The organism is Chromobacterium sp. Beijing (genome assembly GCF_021496765.1).
Taxonomy (GTDB): domain Bacteria; phylum Pseudomonadota; class Gammaproteobacteria; order Burkholderiales; family Chromobacteriaceae; genus Chromobacterium.
This window is the reverse complement of record NZ_CP053750.1, coordinates 1,839,792-1,856,350: the sequence shown is the minus strand read 5'-3', so window position 1 is coordinate 1,856,350 and position 16,559 is coordinate 1,839,792. Positions and strand designations below refer to the sequence as shown.

Annotated in this window: 13 protein-coding genes and 1 pseudogene; 7 read left to right on the top strand and 7 right to left on the bottom strand. The window is 65.7% G+C overall.

All coding sequences use genetic code 11. The features are described from left to right. Positions 1-51: 51 nt before the first annotated feature. Entirely contained in the window at positions 52-1,128 is a 1,077-nt protein-coding gene (locus tag HQN78_RS08710; RefSeq protein WP_235089021.1) for a hypothetical protein, read from the bottom strand. Positions 1,129-1,238: 110 nt separating this feature from the next. Here HQN78_RS08710 and HQN78_RS08705 point away from each other — a divergent pair, with 110 nt between their 5' ends. Together HQN78_RS08705 and ribA are read left to right on the top strand one after the other, a co-directional pair. After that, on the top strand, positions 1,239-1,964 hold the full coding sequence (locus HQN78_RS08705; protein ID WP_235089020.1) for a GAF domain-containing protein: 726 nt from the start codon (positions 1,239-1,241) through the stop codon (positions 1,962-1,964). A 96-nt stretch (positions 1,965-2,060) separates the two neighbouring features. After that, a pseudogene (gene ribA, locus HQN78_RS08700) lies at positions 2,061-2,641 on the top strand (GTP cyclohydrolase II). Between the two features lie 63 nt (positions 2,642-2,704). On the opposite strand, the gene HQN78_RS08695 reads toward ribA, so the two are convergent. The 5 genes from HQN78_RS08695 to lptF all read right to left on the bottom strand — a co-directional run bounded on the left by HQN78_RS08695 (position 2,705) and on the right by lptF (position 10,267). Then, positions 2,705-3,349 carry a HugZ family protein gene (locus HQN78_RS08695; protein ID WP_235089019.1) on the bottom strand — a complete coding sequence of 215 codons (645 nt, stop codon included), beginning with the start codon at positions 3,347-3,349 and terminating at the stop codon, positions 2,705-2,707. 99 nt (positions 3,350-3,448) lie between these two features. Beyond that, a complete protein-coding gene (locus HQN78_RS08690; RefSeq protein WP_107798752.1) occupies positions 3,449-5,077 on the bottom strand; it encodes a protease pro-enzyme activation domain-containing protein in 1,629 nt (542 codons plus the stop codon). Between the two features lie 430 nt (positions 5,078-5,507). Beyond that, positions 5,508-8,081, bottom strand: coding sequence for a [protein-PII] uridylyltransferase (locus HQN78_RS08685; protein ID WP_227103596.1), 2,574 nt, complete (start codon positions 8,079-8,081; stop codon positions 5,508-5,510). A 1-nt stretch (position 8,082) separates the two neighbouring features. Continuing rightward, positions 8,083-9,159, bottom strand: coding sequence for an LPS export ABC transporter permease LptG (gene lptG / locus HQN78_RS08680; RefSeq protein ID WP_107798754.1), 1,077 nt, complete (start codon positions 9,157-9,159; stop codon positions 8,083-8,085). A 7-nt stretch (positions 9,160-9,166) separates the two neighbouring features. After that, on the bottom strand, positions 9,167-10,267 hold the full coding sequence (lptF, locus tag HQN78_RS08675; protein WP_107798755.1) for an LPS export ABC transporter permease LptF: 1,101 nt from the start codon (positions 10,265-10,267) through the stop codon (positions 9,167-9,169). 201 nt (positions 10,268-10,468) lie between these two features. Here lptF and HQN78_RS08670 point away from each other — a divergent pair, with 201 nt between their 5' ends. Genes HQN78_RS08670 through HQN78_RS08650 form a run of 5 tightly spaced genes read left to right on the top strand, consistent with a single transcriptional unit; the run spans position 10,469 to position 15,742 of the window. Further along, positions 10,469-12,034 (top strand): leucyl aminopeptidase, encoded by a 1,566-nt coding sequence (locus tag HQN78_RS08670; RefSeq protein ID WP_107798756.1) that lies wholly within the window; start codon positions 10,469-10,471, stop codon positions 12,032-12,034. After that, complete coding sequence (locus HQN78_RS08665) at positions 12,021-12,443, top strand: DNA polymerase III subunit chi (RefSeq protein WP_048412222.1); 423 nt, start codon at positions 12,021-12,023, stop codon at positions 12,441-12,443. The genes HQN78_RS08670 and HQN78_RS08665 overlap by 14 nt, the downstream gene beginning before the upstream one ends. 2 nt (positions 12,444-12,445) lie before the next feature. Further along, positions 12,446-13,399 carry a hypothetical protein gene (locus HQN78_RS08660; protein ID WP_235089017.1) on the top strand — a complete coding sequence of 318 codons (954 nt, stop codon included), beginning with the start codon at positions 12,446-12,448 and terminating at the stop codon, positions 13,397-13,399. Then, positions 13,354-15,189 carry a hypothetical protein gene (locus tag HQN78_RS08655; protein WP_235089015.1) on the top strand — a complete coding sequence of 612 codons (1,836 nt, stop codon included), beginning with the start codon at positions 13,354-13,356 and terminating at the stop codon, positions 15,187-15,189. Before HQN78_RS08660 ends, HQN78_RS08655 begins: the two co-directional genes overlap by 46 nt. After that, positions 15,182-15,742, top strand: a complete 561-nt coding sequence (locus HQN78_RS08650; protein WP_107798758.1) for a cob(I)yrinic acid a,c-diamide adenosyltransferase — start codon at positions 15,182-15,184, stop codon at positions 15,740-15,742. The genes HQN78_RS08655 and HQN78_RS08650 overlap by 8 nt, the downstream gene beginning before the upstream one ends. Before the next feature lie 105 nt (positions 15,743-15,847). Here the strand turns inward: HQN78_RS08650 and HQN78_RS08645 are convergent, their stop codons facing one another. Then, positions 15,848-16,456, bottom strand: coding sequence for a hypothetical protein (locus HQN78_RS08645; protein ID WP_107798759.1), 609 nt, complete (start codon positions 16,454-16,456; stop codon positions 15,848-15,850). Positions 16,457-16,559: the final 103 nt, after the last annotated feature.

Sequence of the window (16,559 nt, the reverse complement as noted above, 5' to 3'; positions counted from 1 at the left end):
GTGTCTGAGGCATGAATGAAAAGAGCCGGGGGATTCCCGGCTCTTTTTGTTTTAGAGCGCTTGAACCTGACCCAGGTCCGGCCGTTCCAGCCACGCCATGAAGGCGTCGCCCAGCCTTTGGCTCTCGGCGGTGGCCTGGCGCCAGACCTGCTGACGCTGCGCGTCCCGGCCCAGGTAGCGGTGGAAGTCGTTGCGGTCCGGCAGTTTGCCGCCGGGCAGGCGCGCCAGGTAGTCGCGCGACGGCGAGATCAGCACGGTGTTGGCGTGGTGGGCCGGATTGGATCGGCGCCAGGGCAGGAATTTGTCGAACCAGCCGGGCACGATGCGCTCGGTGAAATGAGGGTAGAGCACGATGTCGTCGCCCTGGGCGAAGGGAAAGTCCAAGTGGTAGTCGGTCAGGCCGCCGTCGCGATAAGTGGCCGCCGGCGCGCCCGGCAACTGTACGCCGTTGAGCACGCCGGGAATGGCGATGGTGCCCATCAGCGCGGCGTCCAGGTTGTCCATTCCCAGCGGTTGGCACAGCGTAGGGATGTCGTCCGCGGGCTTGAAGCGCAAGTCGCTGCGCGGGTCGTGGCAGATCACCCGGCTGAAGGCGTGGCGCAGCAGGCCGCGGGACACGGCGTTGAGCGCGGCGCTCAGCGCCAGACCGCCCAGCAGCGCCGCGCGCGCCTCGCTGGCGAGCAGGCCGTGGGAACGCACCAGCAACAGGCTAAGCTGATAGTGAGGGTGATCGATCAGCGCGCCGCGCGCCTCGGGCGGCAGCACCTCGTCCAGCATCAGGCGGGTCTGGCGGGTGATGTCGGCCACGCCGATCTTGGCCGCGTAGGTTTCAGCGGTGTAGCGCTCCGCCAGCCGGGCCAGCGCCTGACGCGGTTCGGCCTGCATCGCGCAGGCGAAGCGCCAGCCGCCGATGGAGGCGCCGACCAGCTCGCGCCGACGCGGGCTGCGGTTCAGCCATTCGAACACCGCCTGGTCCAGGCCGGTGATGCCTATCGCCTTGGGGCCGCCGGCGGCGCCGGGCAGGGTGGCCACGCTGGCGGCGGGCAGGCCCTGGCGCGCCAGCAGCTTGCGGGCGTGCGCGCCGGCCTTGATCACGAGAGGCGGGTAGGGAATATGAATGGCGGGCATGGTGTTTTATTCTGGGCTGGGGTTGGCCAGCGCGGGGCGGTTTTTGGTATCCTGCTGGGTTTCGATATTCATTCGCATCGGGCGGCGCGGCCGCCTTCAGGAGCACAGTCATGATACCCGTAAGCCAACTGGCCGACTATCTGCGCGAGCAGAGCCTGGATCTGGATCGCACCGAGCTGCAGATCGCGGTGCTGACCCTGTCCGCGGTGTTGAACGCGGACAAGCCGGCGGCGCGGCAGGATTTGTACCGCTACCGGGTGCCCAAATTGAGCGAGGACGGCAGTTGCTCCTTGTTCGAGGAACTGGCCGACGAGCCTTACGACCTGGCGCCGCTGTTCGGCGGCGAAAGTCCGGAGGCGACGACGGCGCTGCGCAATCTGCTGGCGCTGGTGGAGTCGGTGAACCTCAAGGTGGGCGCGGACTGGCTGGGCGTGTATCGCAAGATAGGCAAGGGCCAGCAGGCCAAGCTGGTCAAGCTGGCTTATCAGGGCGTGCCCAGCCGCGCGGAGTTTCCTTTGACCGAGGCCTTCGCCGAGTACAGCAACAACAGCCGGGTGGGCCTGACCGGCTGGGCGGTGCTGATCGAGGACGTCAAAGCCTGGCGCGCCGAGGGCGGCGGCTATTACGAGTGCGACCCCAAGGTGATGAGCGAGGTCTGCCTGCCGGTGCTGGGTCAGGACGACAATGTGCTGGGCATTCTGGACGCCGAGGCGTCCAGCGCCGGTTTCTTCACGCCGGAGCGGCTGGTGTGGCTGGCCGCGTTGGCCATTGTGCTGGCCGAGCCTTTCGCCGCCTTGCCGCTGGCGCTTGAAAATCCGGAAGCCGACCACAGTTAATAAAGATTATCGCGCGCGGATTCAGGCGCGTTCATCAGGTTTAGCGGAGAAACAATGTCATTGCCTGCTGTCGAGCTCAGCGCTGATGAGCCGAGGATGGAGTACATCGCCAGTTGCAAGCTGCCCACCCCTGGGGTGAGTTCACCATGCATGGTTTTGAGGAAGTGGGGGGGCGCGAGCACGTCGCGCTGACCCTGGGCACGATAGACGACGGCGAGCCGGTGCTGTCGCGCCTGCATTCGGAGTGCCTGACCGGCGACGCGCTGTTTTCGCTGCGCTGCGACTGCGGCTTCCAACTGGAGGCGGCCTTGTCCGCCATCGCCGCCGAAGGCCGCGGCGCCCTGCTGTATCTGCGTCAGGAAGGCCGCGGCATCGGCCTGATCAACAAGATCCGCGCTTACCAGCTGCAGGACGGCGGCGCGGACACCGTGGAAGCCAACGAGCGGCTGGGCTTCCCCGCCGACATGCGCGATTTCCGCATCGCCCGCCACATGCTGGACCAGCTGGGCGTGTCGCGGGTGCGGGTGATGACCAATAATCCGCGCAAGATCGAAACCCTGCGCAATGCCGGCATCGACGTGGTGGAACGGGTGCCGCTGGAAGTGGGGCGCAATCCGCACAACGACCGTTATCTGGACACCAAGGCCAGCAAGCTGGGCCATATGTTGTTCAAGTGAGCGGCCGCGCCGGAACGGCGCCGCCGGAGAGTGCGCGAACGGGAGCCGACAGGCTCCCGTTTTTCATGCCAGCGCCGCGCAGAGCGCTGTCCAGCGGGCGGCCAGTTCGTCCGCCGCCAACGCGGCGGGAAAGGCCAGCCGGCGGCGCGCGGCGGCGGTCTCGTAATCGATGCCGTGGCAGTCTGCCCCCAGCAAGCGGACGCCGGCGGGCAAGGTGGCGCTTTGCGCCAGCAGCTCAGCCTCTTGTTCCGGCTCCAGCGTCGGGCCGTCCAGCCACTGCTCGGCCTCCAGCCAGCCCATGCGGCCGAAGCCTTCGATATAGCGCAGCCGTTGCGGCCGCAGCCGGTAGAAGGCGAAGTCCAGCTGTAGCCAGTCTTCGGCCTCCGGCTGGTAGCGCAGATGGCGCGCCAGTTCCAGCGGCGTGGGTTGGAAGGCTTCCATATCGCCCAGCAGAGTCAGGCGCGCGCCGCTCTGGCTGGACGCCGCCGCCGGGTCCAGCAAGGCCACGCTGCAGCGCGGATCGGCTTGCAGGTTCTTGCTGTGCTCGGCCAGCGCGCTGAGGCAGAGCGTGGGCCGGTGGCGCAGGTCGGGCACGCAGGGTATCGGCGTGGCGTAGGGATAGCCGGCCAGTTGAGTGCTGTGGGTGGCCAGGCTGGCGTGGACGCAGCGGTGCAGCAGATGGACGGCGGCTGAGGGCGGGATTTTCATGTTTGGTTTCCGGCGCGAGGTGGGCCCATCTTAGCCGCCGCCGCCGCCGGGCGCAAAAAAGCCCCGGAGGACCGGGGCTCAAGGCGAGAGAGCGCTGCTTTAAAAACCGGGGGTCCGCGCGATGAAGGCGTTTAGATTGGCGATGTTCAGGCTGCCCCAGCCGGTGGTGTAGTCCCAGCCCTTGGCGGCGCTGTAAGCGCCGTTGCTGCCGCTGGTGACGTCGTGGTACAGCGCGGGGTTGGCCTTGAAGTATTTGTAGATCGACGGCGCCGGCGAGTGGATGTTGTTGCCGTTGGCCGACTCTATCCGCGCCCAGAAGCCGGTGAACAAGGGCGCCGCCAGACTGGTGCCGCCGATCTGCGAAGTGCCGCCGTTGACCAGGACCAGCGCGCCGCTATTGGGGTCGGCATCGAAGGAGACGTCGGGCACGCCGCGCTTGGTCTTGGAAATGGTCAGCACGCCGGCGCTGCTTTGCCAGGCCGGAGCGTTCTCGGTGTAGCTGGGGCCGCCGCCGCCGCCGTTCCAGGTGCTTTCCGACAGATACGCGGTCTTGCCGCTGGTGGACAGGGTGGTGCCGCCCACCGCGATCACGTAGGGCGACACCGCCGGGTAGCTCTGGCGCGCGGTGCGGCCGCCGCACTCGTAGGAGCCGGAGTCGCCGGTGGACACCGAGAAGGTCTGGCCCTGGGCCACCGCCGCCTGGAAGATCTGGTCGGCGCTGGCGGTCATGCCGTCGCTCTGGGCGCTGGTCTCGCATTCGCCCAGCGAAACGTTGACCACCTTGGCCGTGCCGTCGCTGACCGCGGCGTTGAAGGCGGCGGTGATGTCGGCGTTGGTCATTGACGGGGCCACGTAGAAGTTCATCTGCTGCACCGCGCCGCCGGCGGCGGCGAGAATGTCCTGGCTGTCCAGGTTCCATTCCTCGGTGCCGGAGGTGTCGCTGCTGGGCGTGCCGCTATTGATCACCGAGGTGGCCACCGCGCCGTAGCCTGCGCCGCTGGCGAAGTCCTGCAGATCGCTCAGCGTCTGGCTCAGGTCGCCTTCTGCGATGATGCCGACGGTGGTGTTGCTGGCCGGCGGCAGGCTGTTCGCGTTGTAGATGGACGGGAAGTCGGTGGGAGCGTGGCCGCTGACGCTGGTCGTCTTGAAGGCCTGCGGCGTCGGATGGCGCAGCGCGGTGTGGAATTGATGCACGTTCTGCAGGCCGTGCACCGCCAGCACGATGTCGGCCAGCGCGCCGGGCACCTGGGCGTTGGCGACATTGGCGAAGGCCTGGCGGCCATTGATGTCGTAGCGGTGCAGCGAGGTCTGGAAGCCGGCCTTGACCGTGGCGGCGCTGCCGTCGGCGGTGATCAGCAGCCGGTTGGGCGCCACCTTGATGTTGCGGAAGCCGCTGGCCTGCAAGTGTTTGACCACGGTTTGCGCCTGGGCCTCGGTGGGGGAGAACTGGCTCAGAAACTCGGCCTTGCTCAGGTAGCGCTTGCTGCGGCCTTGAAGAATGTCCTGGGTCAGCGCGTCCAGCTGCGCCTTGTTGCGCACTTTCAGCGCCACCGCGACGTGGACGCTCTGGCCGGCGGCGACTTCGCCGCTGTCTTGCGCCTGCGGGGTCAGCGTCTGTACCGGGTGAGCCAGGGTGTTGGTGGATTGCCAGTTGAGGTTTGCTGCTTGCGCCGCGATGCTGAAGAAAGCGGCGGACACCAGTGCGGCCGTGTATTGCTTGGCAAACATTCACTTCTCCTCTGAAGAAGTACCGCGCGGGCCTGCGCTTGGGCAGGGCCCTTGGACCGGGCTTGTAGTCGCTCGACGGCGCGCCTTTGGTCCAGGTTGGTTGCCCTTGGTGCGGAAGGGCTGCTCCCGATGGGGAACGCTGAATGTGTAATCCCAAATCTCAGTCGATGACAAGTAAATTATTGATCAGCGTCAAATCTGTATGCAAAACGCAAAAAAATGACAATGACAATGCATTTTTCTGATTGATCTAATGAGTATGCCTGATGGTTTGCGGCTTGCGTTTTGGGTCTATTCAAGACCTGGCGCGCAAGATAGGGGTAAGCGGGGAAGCGCTTTGCTCATGAGCGGCATGAGTATTTACGAAGAGTCGCCGCCATGGCCGCAAACGCTTTGTCTGGCGCCTGCCCGCCTGGCGTTAAACGGGCGCTTACAGCCGCAGCGCGGCCAGCAAGGCGTTTTCCAGCGCCAGCACGGTTTTGTCGTCGCTAAGACCGGGGCCGGAGATCAGGAAAGAGTCCTCGGCGCGGCTGCCCAAGGTCATGATCTTGGCGGATTGCACGTTCATCCGGTAGTCGGACAGCACCTTGGCGATGCGGGCCAGCAGGCCGGGGCGGTCGCCGGCGACGATGGACAGCACGTAGAAGCTGGCCTTGTCGTCCGGGCGGATCAGGATTTGCGGCGTGATCGGGAAGTGTTTGAGGTGGCGGCTGATGCGGCCGGAGGCGGGCAAGCTCAGTTCGCCCTCCTGGCGCAGGCATTCGGCCAGTTCGAACTCGATGAAATTGATCATGTCGCGGTAATCGCCGTCATGATGCTCGGGCACGAAGACGTGGAAGGTGTCCAGCGCGTAGCCGTGGCGGGTGGTGTAGACCTTGGCGTCGGCGATGCTGTAGTGGGTGCGGCCGAAGAAGGCGCAGGCGCGGGCGAACAGTTCCGGCCGGTCCCGGGTGTAGATCAGCACCTGTATGCCCTCGTGGTCGTCGGACAGCCGGGCGCGGACCAGGGGCTGCTCGGCGTGGACGAAGCGGTTGAGCAGGCGCGCGTGCCAGGCGATCTCCTTGGCCTCGTGGCGCAGGAAGTAAACAGTGTCCAGCTCCTGCCACAGCGCGGCCTCCACGCCGCCGGGCACCGCGTGCAAGCGCAGCAGCGCCTGGGCCTGGTGTTTGCGTTCTTCCAGCTCCGAGGCGACGTCCAACTGGCCGCCGCGCACCAGTTGGCGCATCGCCGCGTGGTAAAGGTCTTCCAGCAGCTTGGCTTTCCACGCGTTCCAGACTTTGGGGCTGGTGCCGCGGATATCGGCCACGGTCAGCAGATAGAGCGCGGTCAGCCGGCGCGGCGTGCCGACCAGCTCGGCGAAGCGGCGCACGGTTTCCGGGTCGTAGATATCCTGCTTCTGCGCCACGCTGGACATGGTCAGATGTTGGCCCACCAGCCAGGCCACCAGCTCGCCGTCCTCGGCCGGCAAGCCGTGCTGGCGGCAAAAGTCCGCCGCGTCCACCGTGCCCAGCGCCGAATGATCGCCGCCGCGGCCCTTGGCGATGTCGTGGAACAAGCCGGCCAGATACAGGGTTTCCGGGCGTTCGAAGTCGTTGATCAGCCGGGACATCAGCGGGTATTCGTGGGTGAAGGCGCTGCTGGCGAAGCGGCGCAGATTGCGCACCACCATCAGAATGTGTTCGTCCACGGTGTAGACGTGGAACAGATCGTGCTGCATCTGGCCGACGATGTGGCCGAAATTGGGCAGGTAGCGGCCCAGCACCCCATATAGATTCATCCGCCGCAGGCAGCGCGTCAGCCCGTTGGGCTCGCGGAACAGTTGCAGGAACAGCTCGCGGTTGCGCGGGTTGTTGCGGAAGCGCTCGTTGATGTGGCTGCGCGCGTGCCACAGCGCGCGCAACATGCGCGGCGCGAAGCCGCTCAGTTCCGGGTTGCGCTGCAGCATCAGAAAAGCTTCCAGGATGGCGGACGGGTATTTTTCGAACACGTCCGGCTGGCGGATGCCCAGCATGCCGTTGACCGAGTAGAAGCGTTCGTTCAGGTTCTGAGTGACGCGCGGCACTTGCGAATAAATCCGGCCGCGCAGATTGGGCAGCAGGATGCCGTTGAGCTGGTTGACGGTCTTGGCGGCGCGGTAATACAGCTGCATCGCCTGTTCGCTGGCGCGTTTGGCCGGCGTGTCCTGCAGGCCCAGCGCCTGGCCCAGCTGTTGTTGCAGATCGAAGATCAGCCTGTCCTCGCGCCGGCGCGCCAGCAAGTGCAGTTCGATGCGCAGGCCCAGCAATTGGCGTTCGCTGTGCTTGATCAGACGCGCTTCGGCCAGGGTCAGGATGCCGCGGCGCACCAGCGCGTCCCAGTTGTCGCCCAGGCCTATGGCCTTGCTGATCCACAGAATGGTGTGCAGATCGCGCAGCCCGCCCGGGCTTTCCTTGATATTGGGTTCCAGATTGTTGCCGACGCCGAAGTGGCGGGTGTGGCGCTGCTGTTGCTCCTGGGTCTTGCCCTCGAAAAAGGCCAGCGGGTCGCGTTGGCGGTCCAGCAGCGCGCTCATGCGCCGCCAGGGCGCGGCGTCGCCGGCGATCAGCCGGTTTTCCAGCAGATTGGTCTCAATGGTGATGTCGCCGCGGGCCTCGGTCAGGCATTCCTCGACGGTGCGCACGCTGTGGCCGATTTCCAGGCCCACGTCCCACAGCAGGCTGATGAAGGCGCCTACGCGTTCGCCCAGCTCCGGCGACGGCGGCTGGTCCAGCAGCACCAGCAGGTCGATGTCGGAATAGGGGAAGAGCTGGCCGCGGCCGTAGCCGCCCACCGCGATCAGGCTGGCGGCGCCGTCCAGGCCGGACTGCGCCCACAGCGCCTGCAGCGCGGCGTCCACGGTCTGGCTGTGCCGTTTCAGATATTCCTGGGGATTGCGCTGCTGCCGGTATTGCTCGGCCAGCGCCTGACGTTTGCCGGCCAGCTCCTGGCGCATGCGGGCGAGGGATTCCGCGGCCGGCGAACTCATGTCAGCGCCTTTCCTGTCTGGCGATGATGGCGACGCCGGCCACCAGGAACAGCAAGGTGGGCAGGGTGGCGGACAGGATGGGGTTCCAGTCGTACAACAGGCCCAGATGGCCGAACAGGCGATTCACGAAGTGAAAGGCGATGCCCAGGCAGATGCCGCCGAACAGACGGATGCCCAGCTGGCCGTGGCGGCGCTGCTGCGGGGTGAAGGCCAGGGCCACCAGCGCCATTGAGATGCAGGCCAGCGGATAGAACAGCTTGCTCCACAAGGCGATTTCGTAGCGCTGGGTTTGCTGTTTATTGCTGCGCAAATGCTCCAGATAGGTCAGCAGCGCGCTGGCCGACATCTGTTCCGGCACCACCAGCAGCACGGACAGGATTTCCGGCTCGACGATGGATTTCCAGGACAGCTCGGGGTAATGACGGCTGACGGCCTGGTCCGCGGTCAGCGTGGTTTCGCGCACATTGATCAGCCGCCATTGCTGATCACTCTTGGAGAAGGAGCCGCGTTCGGCGTAACGGGTGCGCACCAGGCGGAAATTATCGTCGTAGGTGTAGATGCGCACGCCCAGCAGCGAGGTGTCCGGCAGCATTTCATGGACGTTGATGAAGTTCTGATTGTCCTTGACCCAGATGCCGGAGCGGAACTCCTGCGCCACCATGGAGTGGGTGGCGGACAGCTTCAGGCTCTGCGCCTGCTGGCCGGTGCGCGGCGCCACCACCTCGCCCAGCAGCACGGTGAGCAGGGCGAAGCCGAGGCCGAATTTCAACAGCGTGGCGGCGATCTGCGGCAGGGTCACGCCGCTGGTGCGTATCACTGTGTATTCGCTGTTGGTGGCCAGCTGGGTCATCGCCACCATGCCGCCGATCAAGACCGCCAGCGGCATCAGTTCATAGGCGTGGCCGGGCATCAGCAGCGCGACATAGCCCAGCATCTTGCCCAGGGTGTAACTGCCCTTGCCCAGATTGGGCACCTCGGCCAGCAGGTCGAAGAAGCCGTACAGGCCCAGCAGGGCCAGCAGGGTGAACAAGGTCGCCTGGCTCAGGGTGGCGACGATGTAGCGATGAATCAGTTTCATGACGGGATCAGGATTTCCGGAACAGCAGGGACAAGGCCTGGCCGATGGGACGGGCCGGGCGGTTGCGGTAGCTCAAGAGCGCCAGCGCCAGCGCCAGCATGGCCAGATGCACCAGAAGCACCAGCCAGACGCCGGCCTTGCCCTGGGCCACCCAGTTGCGGGCCACGGTCAGTCCGTTCTGATAAACGAAGAAAACCAGCAGCGACAGCAGGAGATTGTAGGTCTGGCCGCTGCGCGGGTTGAAATAGGACATCGGAATCGCCAGCAGGGCCAGGATCACGCAGCTGATCGGCATGGACAGCCGCCAGGCCAGCTCGGCGCGGTAGTCGGCGGAGTCCTGGCTCAGCAGCTGGGCGGTGGGAATGGCCTGGCGATTGCCGGACGGGCCCGGCATTTGCTGGCTTTCGCCGATGCCGGCGGTGTAGCGCTGGAATTCCGCCACCTCGTAGTTGGCGCTGCCGGGTTCGCCGACGTAGCGTTGGCCGTGTTCCAGCACCACCACGCGCTCGCCGTCCGGCTTAGTGGTAATAAAACCGGATTTGGCGAAAATCGTCGCCACTTTGCCGTCGGTGATTTCCTGCATGAAAATATTGGTGGCCGCGCCGTGCTCGCCGGAGTAGTTCTCGATGAAATACACCTTGTTGGACGAGGCCGATTCCTTGAACACGCCGGGAGAGATCGCGGAAACCTCCTCGCGGCGTTTGATCTGTTCTGCATAGTCCTGGCTGCGCTGATCGGCCCAGGGGCCGATGAACAGGGTGACGCCGGCGATCAGCACCGCCAGCGGCAGGGTGAAGCGCATCACCGGCCACACCCAATTGCTCAGAGACAGCCCGGAACTGAGCCAGACCACCATCTCGTGATCGCGCCAAATACGGGTCAACACCACTAAAATGGTGGCAAAAACCGTCAAAATCATCAATACCGGGAAAAAGCCCAGCGTAGTGAAGCCAAGCACCGCGGCAACGGCCTCGTTGGCCATCTGTCCTTCGGCCGCGCGGCCCAGCAGATTGACTGCCTGAGTGGAAACGATAATCGCCAGGAGCACGATGAAAACGCCTAAAGCGCTCAAAGTCAGCTCGCGAGTCAGGCTTTTTTGAAAAACCATTTATTCAGTGCCTTTTTGACTTTTCATGAAAAGCATTGTGATAATTCCGGGGACCATCCAGAAACGTCAAAAACGGACGATTTCGGAATCAACAACAAAATCCGTCTTCACCGGAAGGCCGGGCCGTCAGGATTCTACCCGCGCATCGACGGCCGGTTAAGAGGTGGAGCTACAGACACTCGCTCTACACGGGAGTTCTCAATGGAATTTAACATAAAAAGCGGCAGTCCGGAAAAGCAACGGGTAGCTTGCGTTATCGTCGGCGTGTACGAATCCCGCAAGCTGACCTTCGCCGCGGACCTGCTGGATCGCATCTCCAACGGCTTCATCAGCGACGTGCTGCGTCACGGCGATATGGAGGGCAAACTGGGCAGCACGCTGGTGTTGCATTCGGTGCCGCACACCCTGTGCGACCGGGTGATGCTGGTGGGCCTGGGCAAGGAGCGGGAGTTCCGCGCCAAGGAATACCGCGAGGCGGTGCGCGCCTCGGTCAAGGCCTTGACCCAGACTTCGGCGGTGGAGGCGGTCAGCTACCTGAGCGAACTGACAGTCAAGAAACACGACGTCGAGTGGATGATAGAACAGGCGGCGGTGGTAACGCTGGACGCCTTGTACCGTTTCGACCGCTTCAAGAGCAAGGTGGACGAATCGGTGCGCGAGCCGCGCAAACTGACGCTGGCGGTGCCGCGCCGCAGCGATCTCGCCGACGGCGAAAAAGGCCTGCAGCGCGGCCTGGCCATCGGCAGCGGCATGAAGCTGGCCAAGGACCTGGGCAATCTGCCGGGCAATGTCTGCACCCCCAGCTATCTGGGCGAAGAAGCGCGCCAGATGGCCGCGGCCTTCGGCGCCGACGCTGAAATCCTGGGCCCCAAAGACATCGCGGAACTGGGCATGGGCTCCTTCCTGTCCGTGGCCAAGGGTAGCGTGGAAGAGGCTCGTCTGATCGTGCTGCGCCATCACGGCGCCAAGGACAAGGGCGACAAGCCCATCGTGATGGTGGGCAAGGGCATTACCTTCGATTCCGGCGGCATCTCGCTGAAACCGGGCGAGGGCATGGACGAGATGAAGTACGATATGTGCGGCGCGGCCACCGTGCTGGGCGCTTTCCGCGCCGCGGTGGAAATGAACCTGCCGCTGAACCTGGTCGCCATCGTGCCCACTTGCGAGAACATGCCCAACGGCAACGCGCTGAAGCCGGGCGACATCGTCACCTCGATGTCCGGCCAGACCATCGAGATTCTGAACACCGACGCCGAGGGCCGGCTGATCCTGTGCGACGCGCTGACCTACGCCGAGCGCTTCGACCCGGCAACCGTGATCGACGTGGCCACGCTGACCGGCGCCTGCGTGATCGCGCTGGGCCATATCGCCACCGCGCTGTACAGCAATCAGGACAGCCTGGCGCGCGAACTGCTGGCCGCCGGCGAGGAAGTGGCCGACCGTGCTTGGCATATGCCGTTGTGGGATGAGTACCAGGACATGCTGAAGAGCCCGTTCGCCGACATGGCGAACATCGGCGGCCGTCCGGGCGGCAGCATCACCGCCGCCTGCTTCCTGTCGCGCTACGCCAAAGCATACGACTGGGCGCATCTGGACATCGCCGGCACCGCCTGGAAGGGCGGCAAGGACAAGGGCGCCACCGCGCGTCCGGTGCCTTTGCTGGTGCAGTTCCTGCAAGACCGCGCCGACATCGCGCTGGGCAATGTGGTGCGCCGCGGCCGTCCGCGCCGCGAAACCCCTGAAACGGTGGACGATGAGCAGGATTGATTTTTACACCAAAGTGGCCGACCCGCAGGGCTTCGCCTGCCTGCTGGCGGCCACGGTGATGCGCAAGGGGGAGCGGCTGCTGATCTGGTTCGACAGCGAGCAGCAGCTCGACACCTTCAGCCGGCAGCTGTGGAGCTTCGGCGATACCCGCTTCGTGCCGCACTGCAGGCTGGGCGCCGACGAGGCGGCAGACACGCCGATCTGGCTGACCGCCCGCCTGCCGGACGCGCTGGAGCACCCGGTATTGTTGAACCTGGGTTCGAATTTGCCGGAGCGGATGGAGCGCTTTGATCGTATTCTGGAAATAGTCGGACGCGACGAAGCGTCGCTGGAGACGGCGCGCCTGCGGTTCAAGGCGTATCGCGAGCGCGGTTATGCAATCGAACATCACGACATGAGCAATAAGTGACCATGAGCGAGCCGTCAAAGCCCAAAGAGCCTGACTGGTCCGGCCTCAACCTGCCGGTGTTGACCGAGGTGGTGGATGAGTCGCAAGTGCCTACCTTGGGCGACGAAGTCATCGACATCCCCGATTTTGATTTCTCCAGCGAACTGGACGCGCTGGCCGACCAGTTGGGCGAGCCGCCGCAGGACCTGCCCGCCGAACTGGAAATTCCCGAACTGAGCCTGGAGGAGCTGATCGCCGCTCCCGTTCCCGGCGAAGAGCCTTTGCTGGACCTGGCTTCGCTGCCGTCGCTGGATCTGGACGACATGCCGGCCTCTGAACTGGGCATCGAGCAAGTGCTGCCCGGCTGGAACCCCGCCGCGGCCTTGCCGGAGGCGGCGCTGCCGGCGGCGGAAGCCGGCGATTTCGAATTTTCGCTGCAGCCGGCCGGCGAGGAGCCGGCGGAGGCTTTGGCCGACGAGTCCGCGTCTATCGCGGAAGAGCCGCCGGCCGCGGCGCCTGCTCCGGCGCTCGATGCCGTGCCGCTAGTCGCCGAGGCTGAGCCGGCAATGGCCGCCGCGCCTGCGGCCGCCGAACCGGAGCCTGTTGGCATCGAGATTCCGGACGCGGAGGCGCCGACCGCCGTACCGCCCGCGCCGGATGTCGGCGTGGCCGAGACGCTGATCGAGCCGCCCGCGCCGACGCCTTTCACTTCCATTTCCTTGGATAGCCTGCCCACCGGCGTGCTGGGTGGCGGAGTCGGGCCGGAAACCCAGGTGGACAGCTTGCTGCCGAATTGGCCGGAGAGCCCGGCGGAGGAAGCCGCCCCGTCTGGCCGGAACCCGCCGAGGCCCCGTCCGCCGGCGCGCCGGCGGACGATCTGGAACAATTTGCGCCGCTCCAGGGCGAGAGCGCCGTCGAAGCGCCGCCTGAGATGGATGAGCTGCCTGTGCCGGCGTTTGACGTCGCGCCGGCCGTAGCGCCCGAAGCGGTGTTTGAATCGGCGGTGGCGCTTCCCGATGCGATGATTTCGCCGGAGTCCGCCGTCGCCGCGGCGCTTGCCGCGCCGGGAGAGGAGCCCTTGCTGGCCGAGATCGACCAGGCGCTGGCGGGCTTGCAGACGGAGCCTGTCTTGGCGATGCCGGAGGCCGTTGAGGCGGAGGCGCATGAGCCTCCGGCTGCGGTGGAAGCGCCAATGATGGACGCCGCGTTTGCCGAAGCGGCGGCAGAGCCGGTGTTGGACGAGGTGTTGGAGCCGCAAGCGGCCGAGTTGGAAGTCCCGCAGCTGGATGCTGGGTTTGCCGAGCCGGCGGAAGCCGAAGCGGCGGCCGAGCCTGTGCTGGATGAGGCGCTGGAACCGCAAGCCGCTGAGACGGAAGTCCCGCAACTGGACGCTGTGTTTGCCGAGTCGGCGGAAGTTGAAGCGGTAGCCGAGCCTGTGTTGGACGAGGTGCTGGAGTCGCAAGCCGCCGAGTTGGAAGTCCCGCAGCTAGACGCTGGGTTTGCCGAGCTGGCGGAAGTCGAAGCGGTAGCCGAGCCTCTGCTGGACGAGGCGCTGGAGTTGCAAGCCGCCGAGTCGGACGTTCCGCGGCTGGACGCTGAATTTGCCGAGCCGGCGGAAGCCGAAGCGGTAGCCGAGCCTGTGCTGGACGAGGCGTTGGAGCCGCAAGCCGCCGAGTTGGAAGTCCCGCATCTGGACGCGGCGTTTGCCGAGCCGGCGGAAGCCGAAGCGGTAGCCGAGCCTGTGCTGGACGAGGCGTTGGAGCCGCAAGCCGCCGAGTTGGAAGTCCCGCAGCTGGACGCTGTGTTTGCCGAGCCGGCGGAAGCCGAAGCGGCCGCCGCGCCTGTGCTGGATGAGGCGCTGGAGCCGCAAGCCGCCGAACTGGAAGCCCCGCAGCTGGACGCTGGGTTTGCCGAGTCGGCGGAAGCCGAAGCGACGGCAGAGCCTGTGTTGGACGAGGTGCTGGAATCGCAAGCCACCGAGTTGGAAGTCCCGCATCTGGACGCTGTGTTCGCCGAGCCGGCGGAAGCCGAAGCGGTAGCCGCGCCTGTGCTGGATGAGGCGCTGGAGCCGCAAGTGGCCGAGTCGGACGTTCCGCAGCTGGACGCTGCGTTCGCCGAGCCGGCGGAAGTCGAAGCGGTAGCCGAGCCTGTATCGGATCAAATGCTGGAGCCGCAAGCGGCTGAGCCGACAATGCCCTTGGCGGACGCCGAGCCCGAGTCCTTGGCCCTGGCCGAGGGCGAGGGCGAGATTCCCGAACTGACAGTGCTGGAGTCCGAGCCCGAAACCGAGACGGATGGGATGGGGGCCGCGGAGTTGGCGGCGGGAGCCGGGGCGCTGGCCGCCGCGGGCCTGGCGCTGGCTGCCGGCGCGGCGTCGTCGGGAGAACCCGAGCGGGAAGCCGTTTCCGACGCGCCGCCGGCGCGCGGCGTGGAAGTCTTGAAAGTGTCCGAGGTGGCTTCGGCCGCCGCGGCCGCCGCGATGATGGCGCCTCAGGCGGTGAATGCGCCGCCGGGCACGGTGGCGGTGATAGACGAGCAGGCCTTGTTGCAGTCCATGTACGAGAAAATGCTGCCGCGGATGAAGGTGGAGCTGTCCTTGTGGTTGCAGGACGCTTTGGAGTTGCAGGCCAAGCAGATGCTGTCCGGCGTGATGCATCAGCTCAAGGAGGATTACGAGATGTTGTTCGGCGAGGCCTTGAAGGAGAGCTTGCGCCAGACCATCAATTCTTTGGGCAAGATTGAAAAGGATGGAAAACGCGATGAGTGATAGGTTATCGCATATCGTCACCCGCACCGGCGACGACGGCAGCACCGGCCTGGGCGACGGCAGCAGGGTGGGCAAGGACAGCTTGCGCATTTGCGCGCTGGGCGAGGTGGACGAGCTGAACTCGGTGCTGGGCGTGTTGCTGGCGGAGACCTTGCCGGACGAGGTCAGGACCTGGCTGTCCGAGGCGCAGCACGATTTGTTCGACCTGGGCTCGGAGCTGGCGGTGCCCGGCTACAGCGCCTTGGGCGCCGAGCACGTGCAGGCGCTGGAGGCTGTGGTCGCCTTCCTCAACGAGGATTTGCCGCCGCTGAAGGAGTTCATCCTGCCCGGCGGCTGCCGGGCGGCGGCGCTGTCGCACCAGGCGCGTTCGGCATGCCGCCGCGCCGAGCGCGCGGTGGTGGCGCTGGCGCAGCGGGAGACGGTGTCCGACGCCGCGCGCCGCTATCTGAACCGTCTGTCCGATCTGCTGTTCGTGCTGTCGCGTTATCTGAACCGTCAGGCCGGCGAGCCGGACGTGCTGTGGCGACCGGGGCGCAAAACCGGAGAGGCCTGAGAGGCTGTTTGATGTCTGCGGCGCGTCGGCGGGATGGTCCGAGCGGCGATCCGGCAAGAAAAACGGCAATCCGCATGGATTGCCGTTTTTTTCAGCGAGGAGGCCTCAGGCCACTTCCGAAACCCGCGGACGGTAGGTGCTGTTCTGCAGCAGGGACTGGGTGGTCTGGTACTGGGTGACCGCCAGCTGGCCGCTGGCGTTCTGCTGTTGGGAACGGGCCACCGCGTTGTTCGCGTTGTTGTTGGTCTGATTGGTCTGCTGTTCCGCCTGATTGTTGGCGGCTTGCTGCTCATTGGCCGCCGGCACCGTGTTCGGGCGCGGCGGCGTCGCCGGCGGGGCGCTGGCGGCGCGATTGGCGCTGGCCGCTTCCGCCGCGCGCTGCTGAGCCCGCGGGGTGTCGTTGGCCGCGGCGGCCGGCGCGGCGGAGCTGGCCAGGGCGGCGGTTTGCGCCTGTTCCTGGCTGACCCTTTGCTGCTCGCCGTTGCGGGTTTGCGCGGCATTGGTCTGCGCGGTGTTCAGCTGGCGTTGCAGCTGCTGTTCGACCCGCGCGGTGTCGGGGTTCTGCCGGACCGCGGCCTGGCTGACGTTTTGCTGGGAAACCGCAGGAGTGGCGGACCGCGGTTCTTCCAGCGTCTTTTGCTCAGGCCGCGTGTTCTGCAGCGATTGCAATTGCTGCAGAGAGTTGAGGCTGCCTATGCTGCCGGTGCTTGCCATATCGCTCTCTCCAAACCGTGGGTACCGTTGCCGTCGCGCAGGACGGTATAGAGCCCAGTTGCCCTATATCGCTGATTCTAGAATCTTTTTTACCGGATTGCCG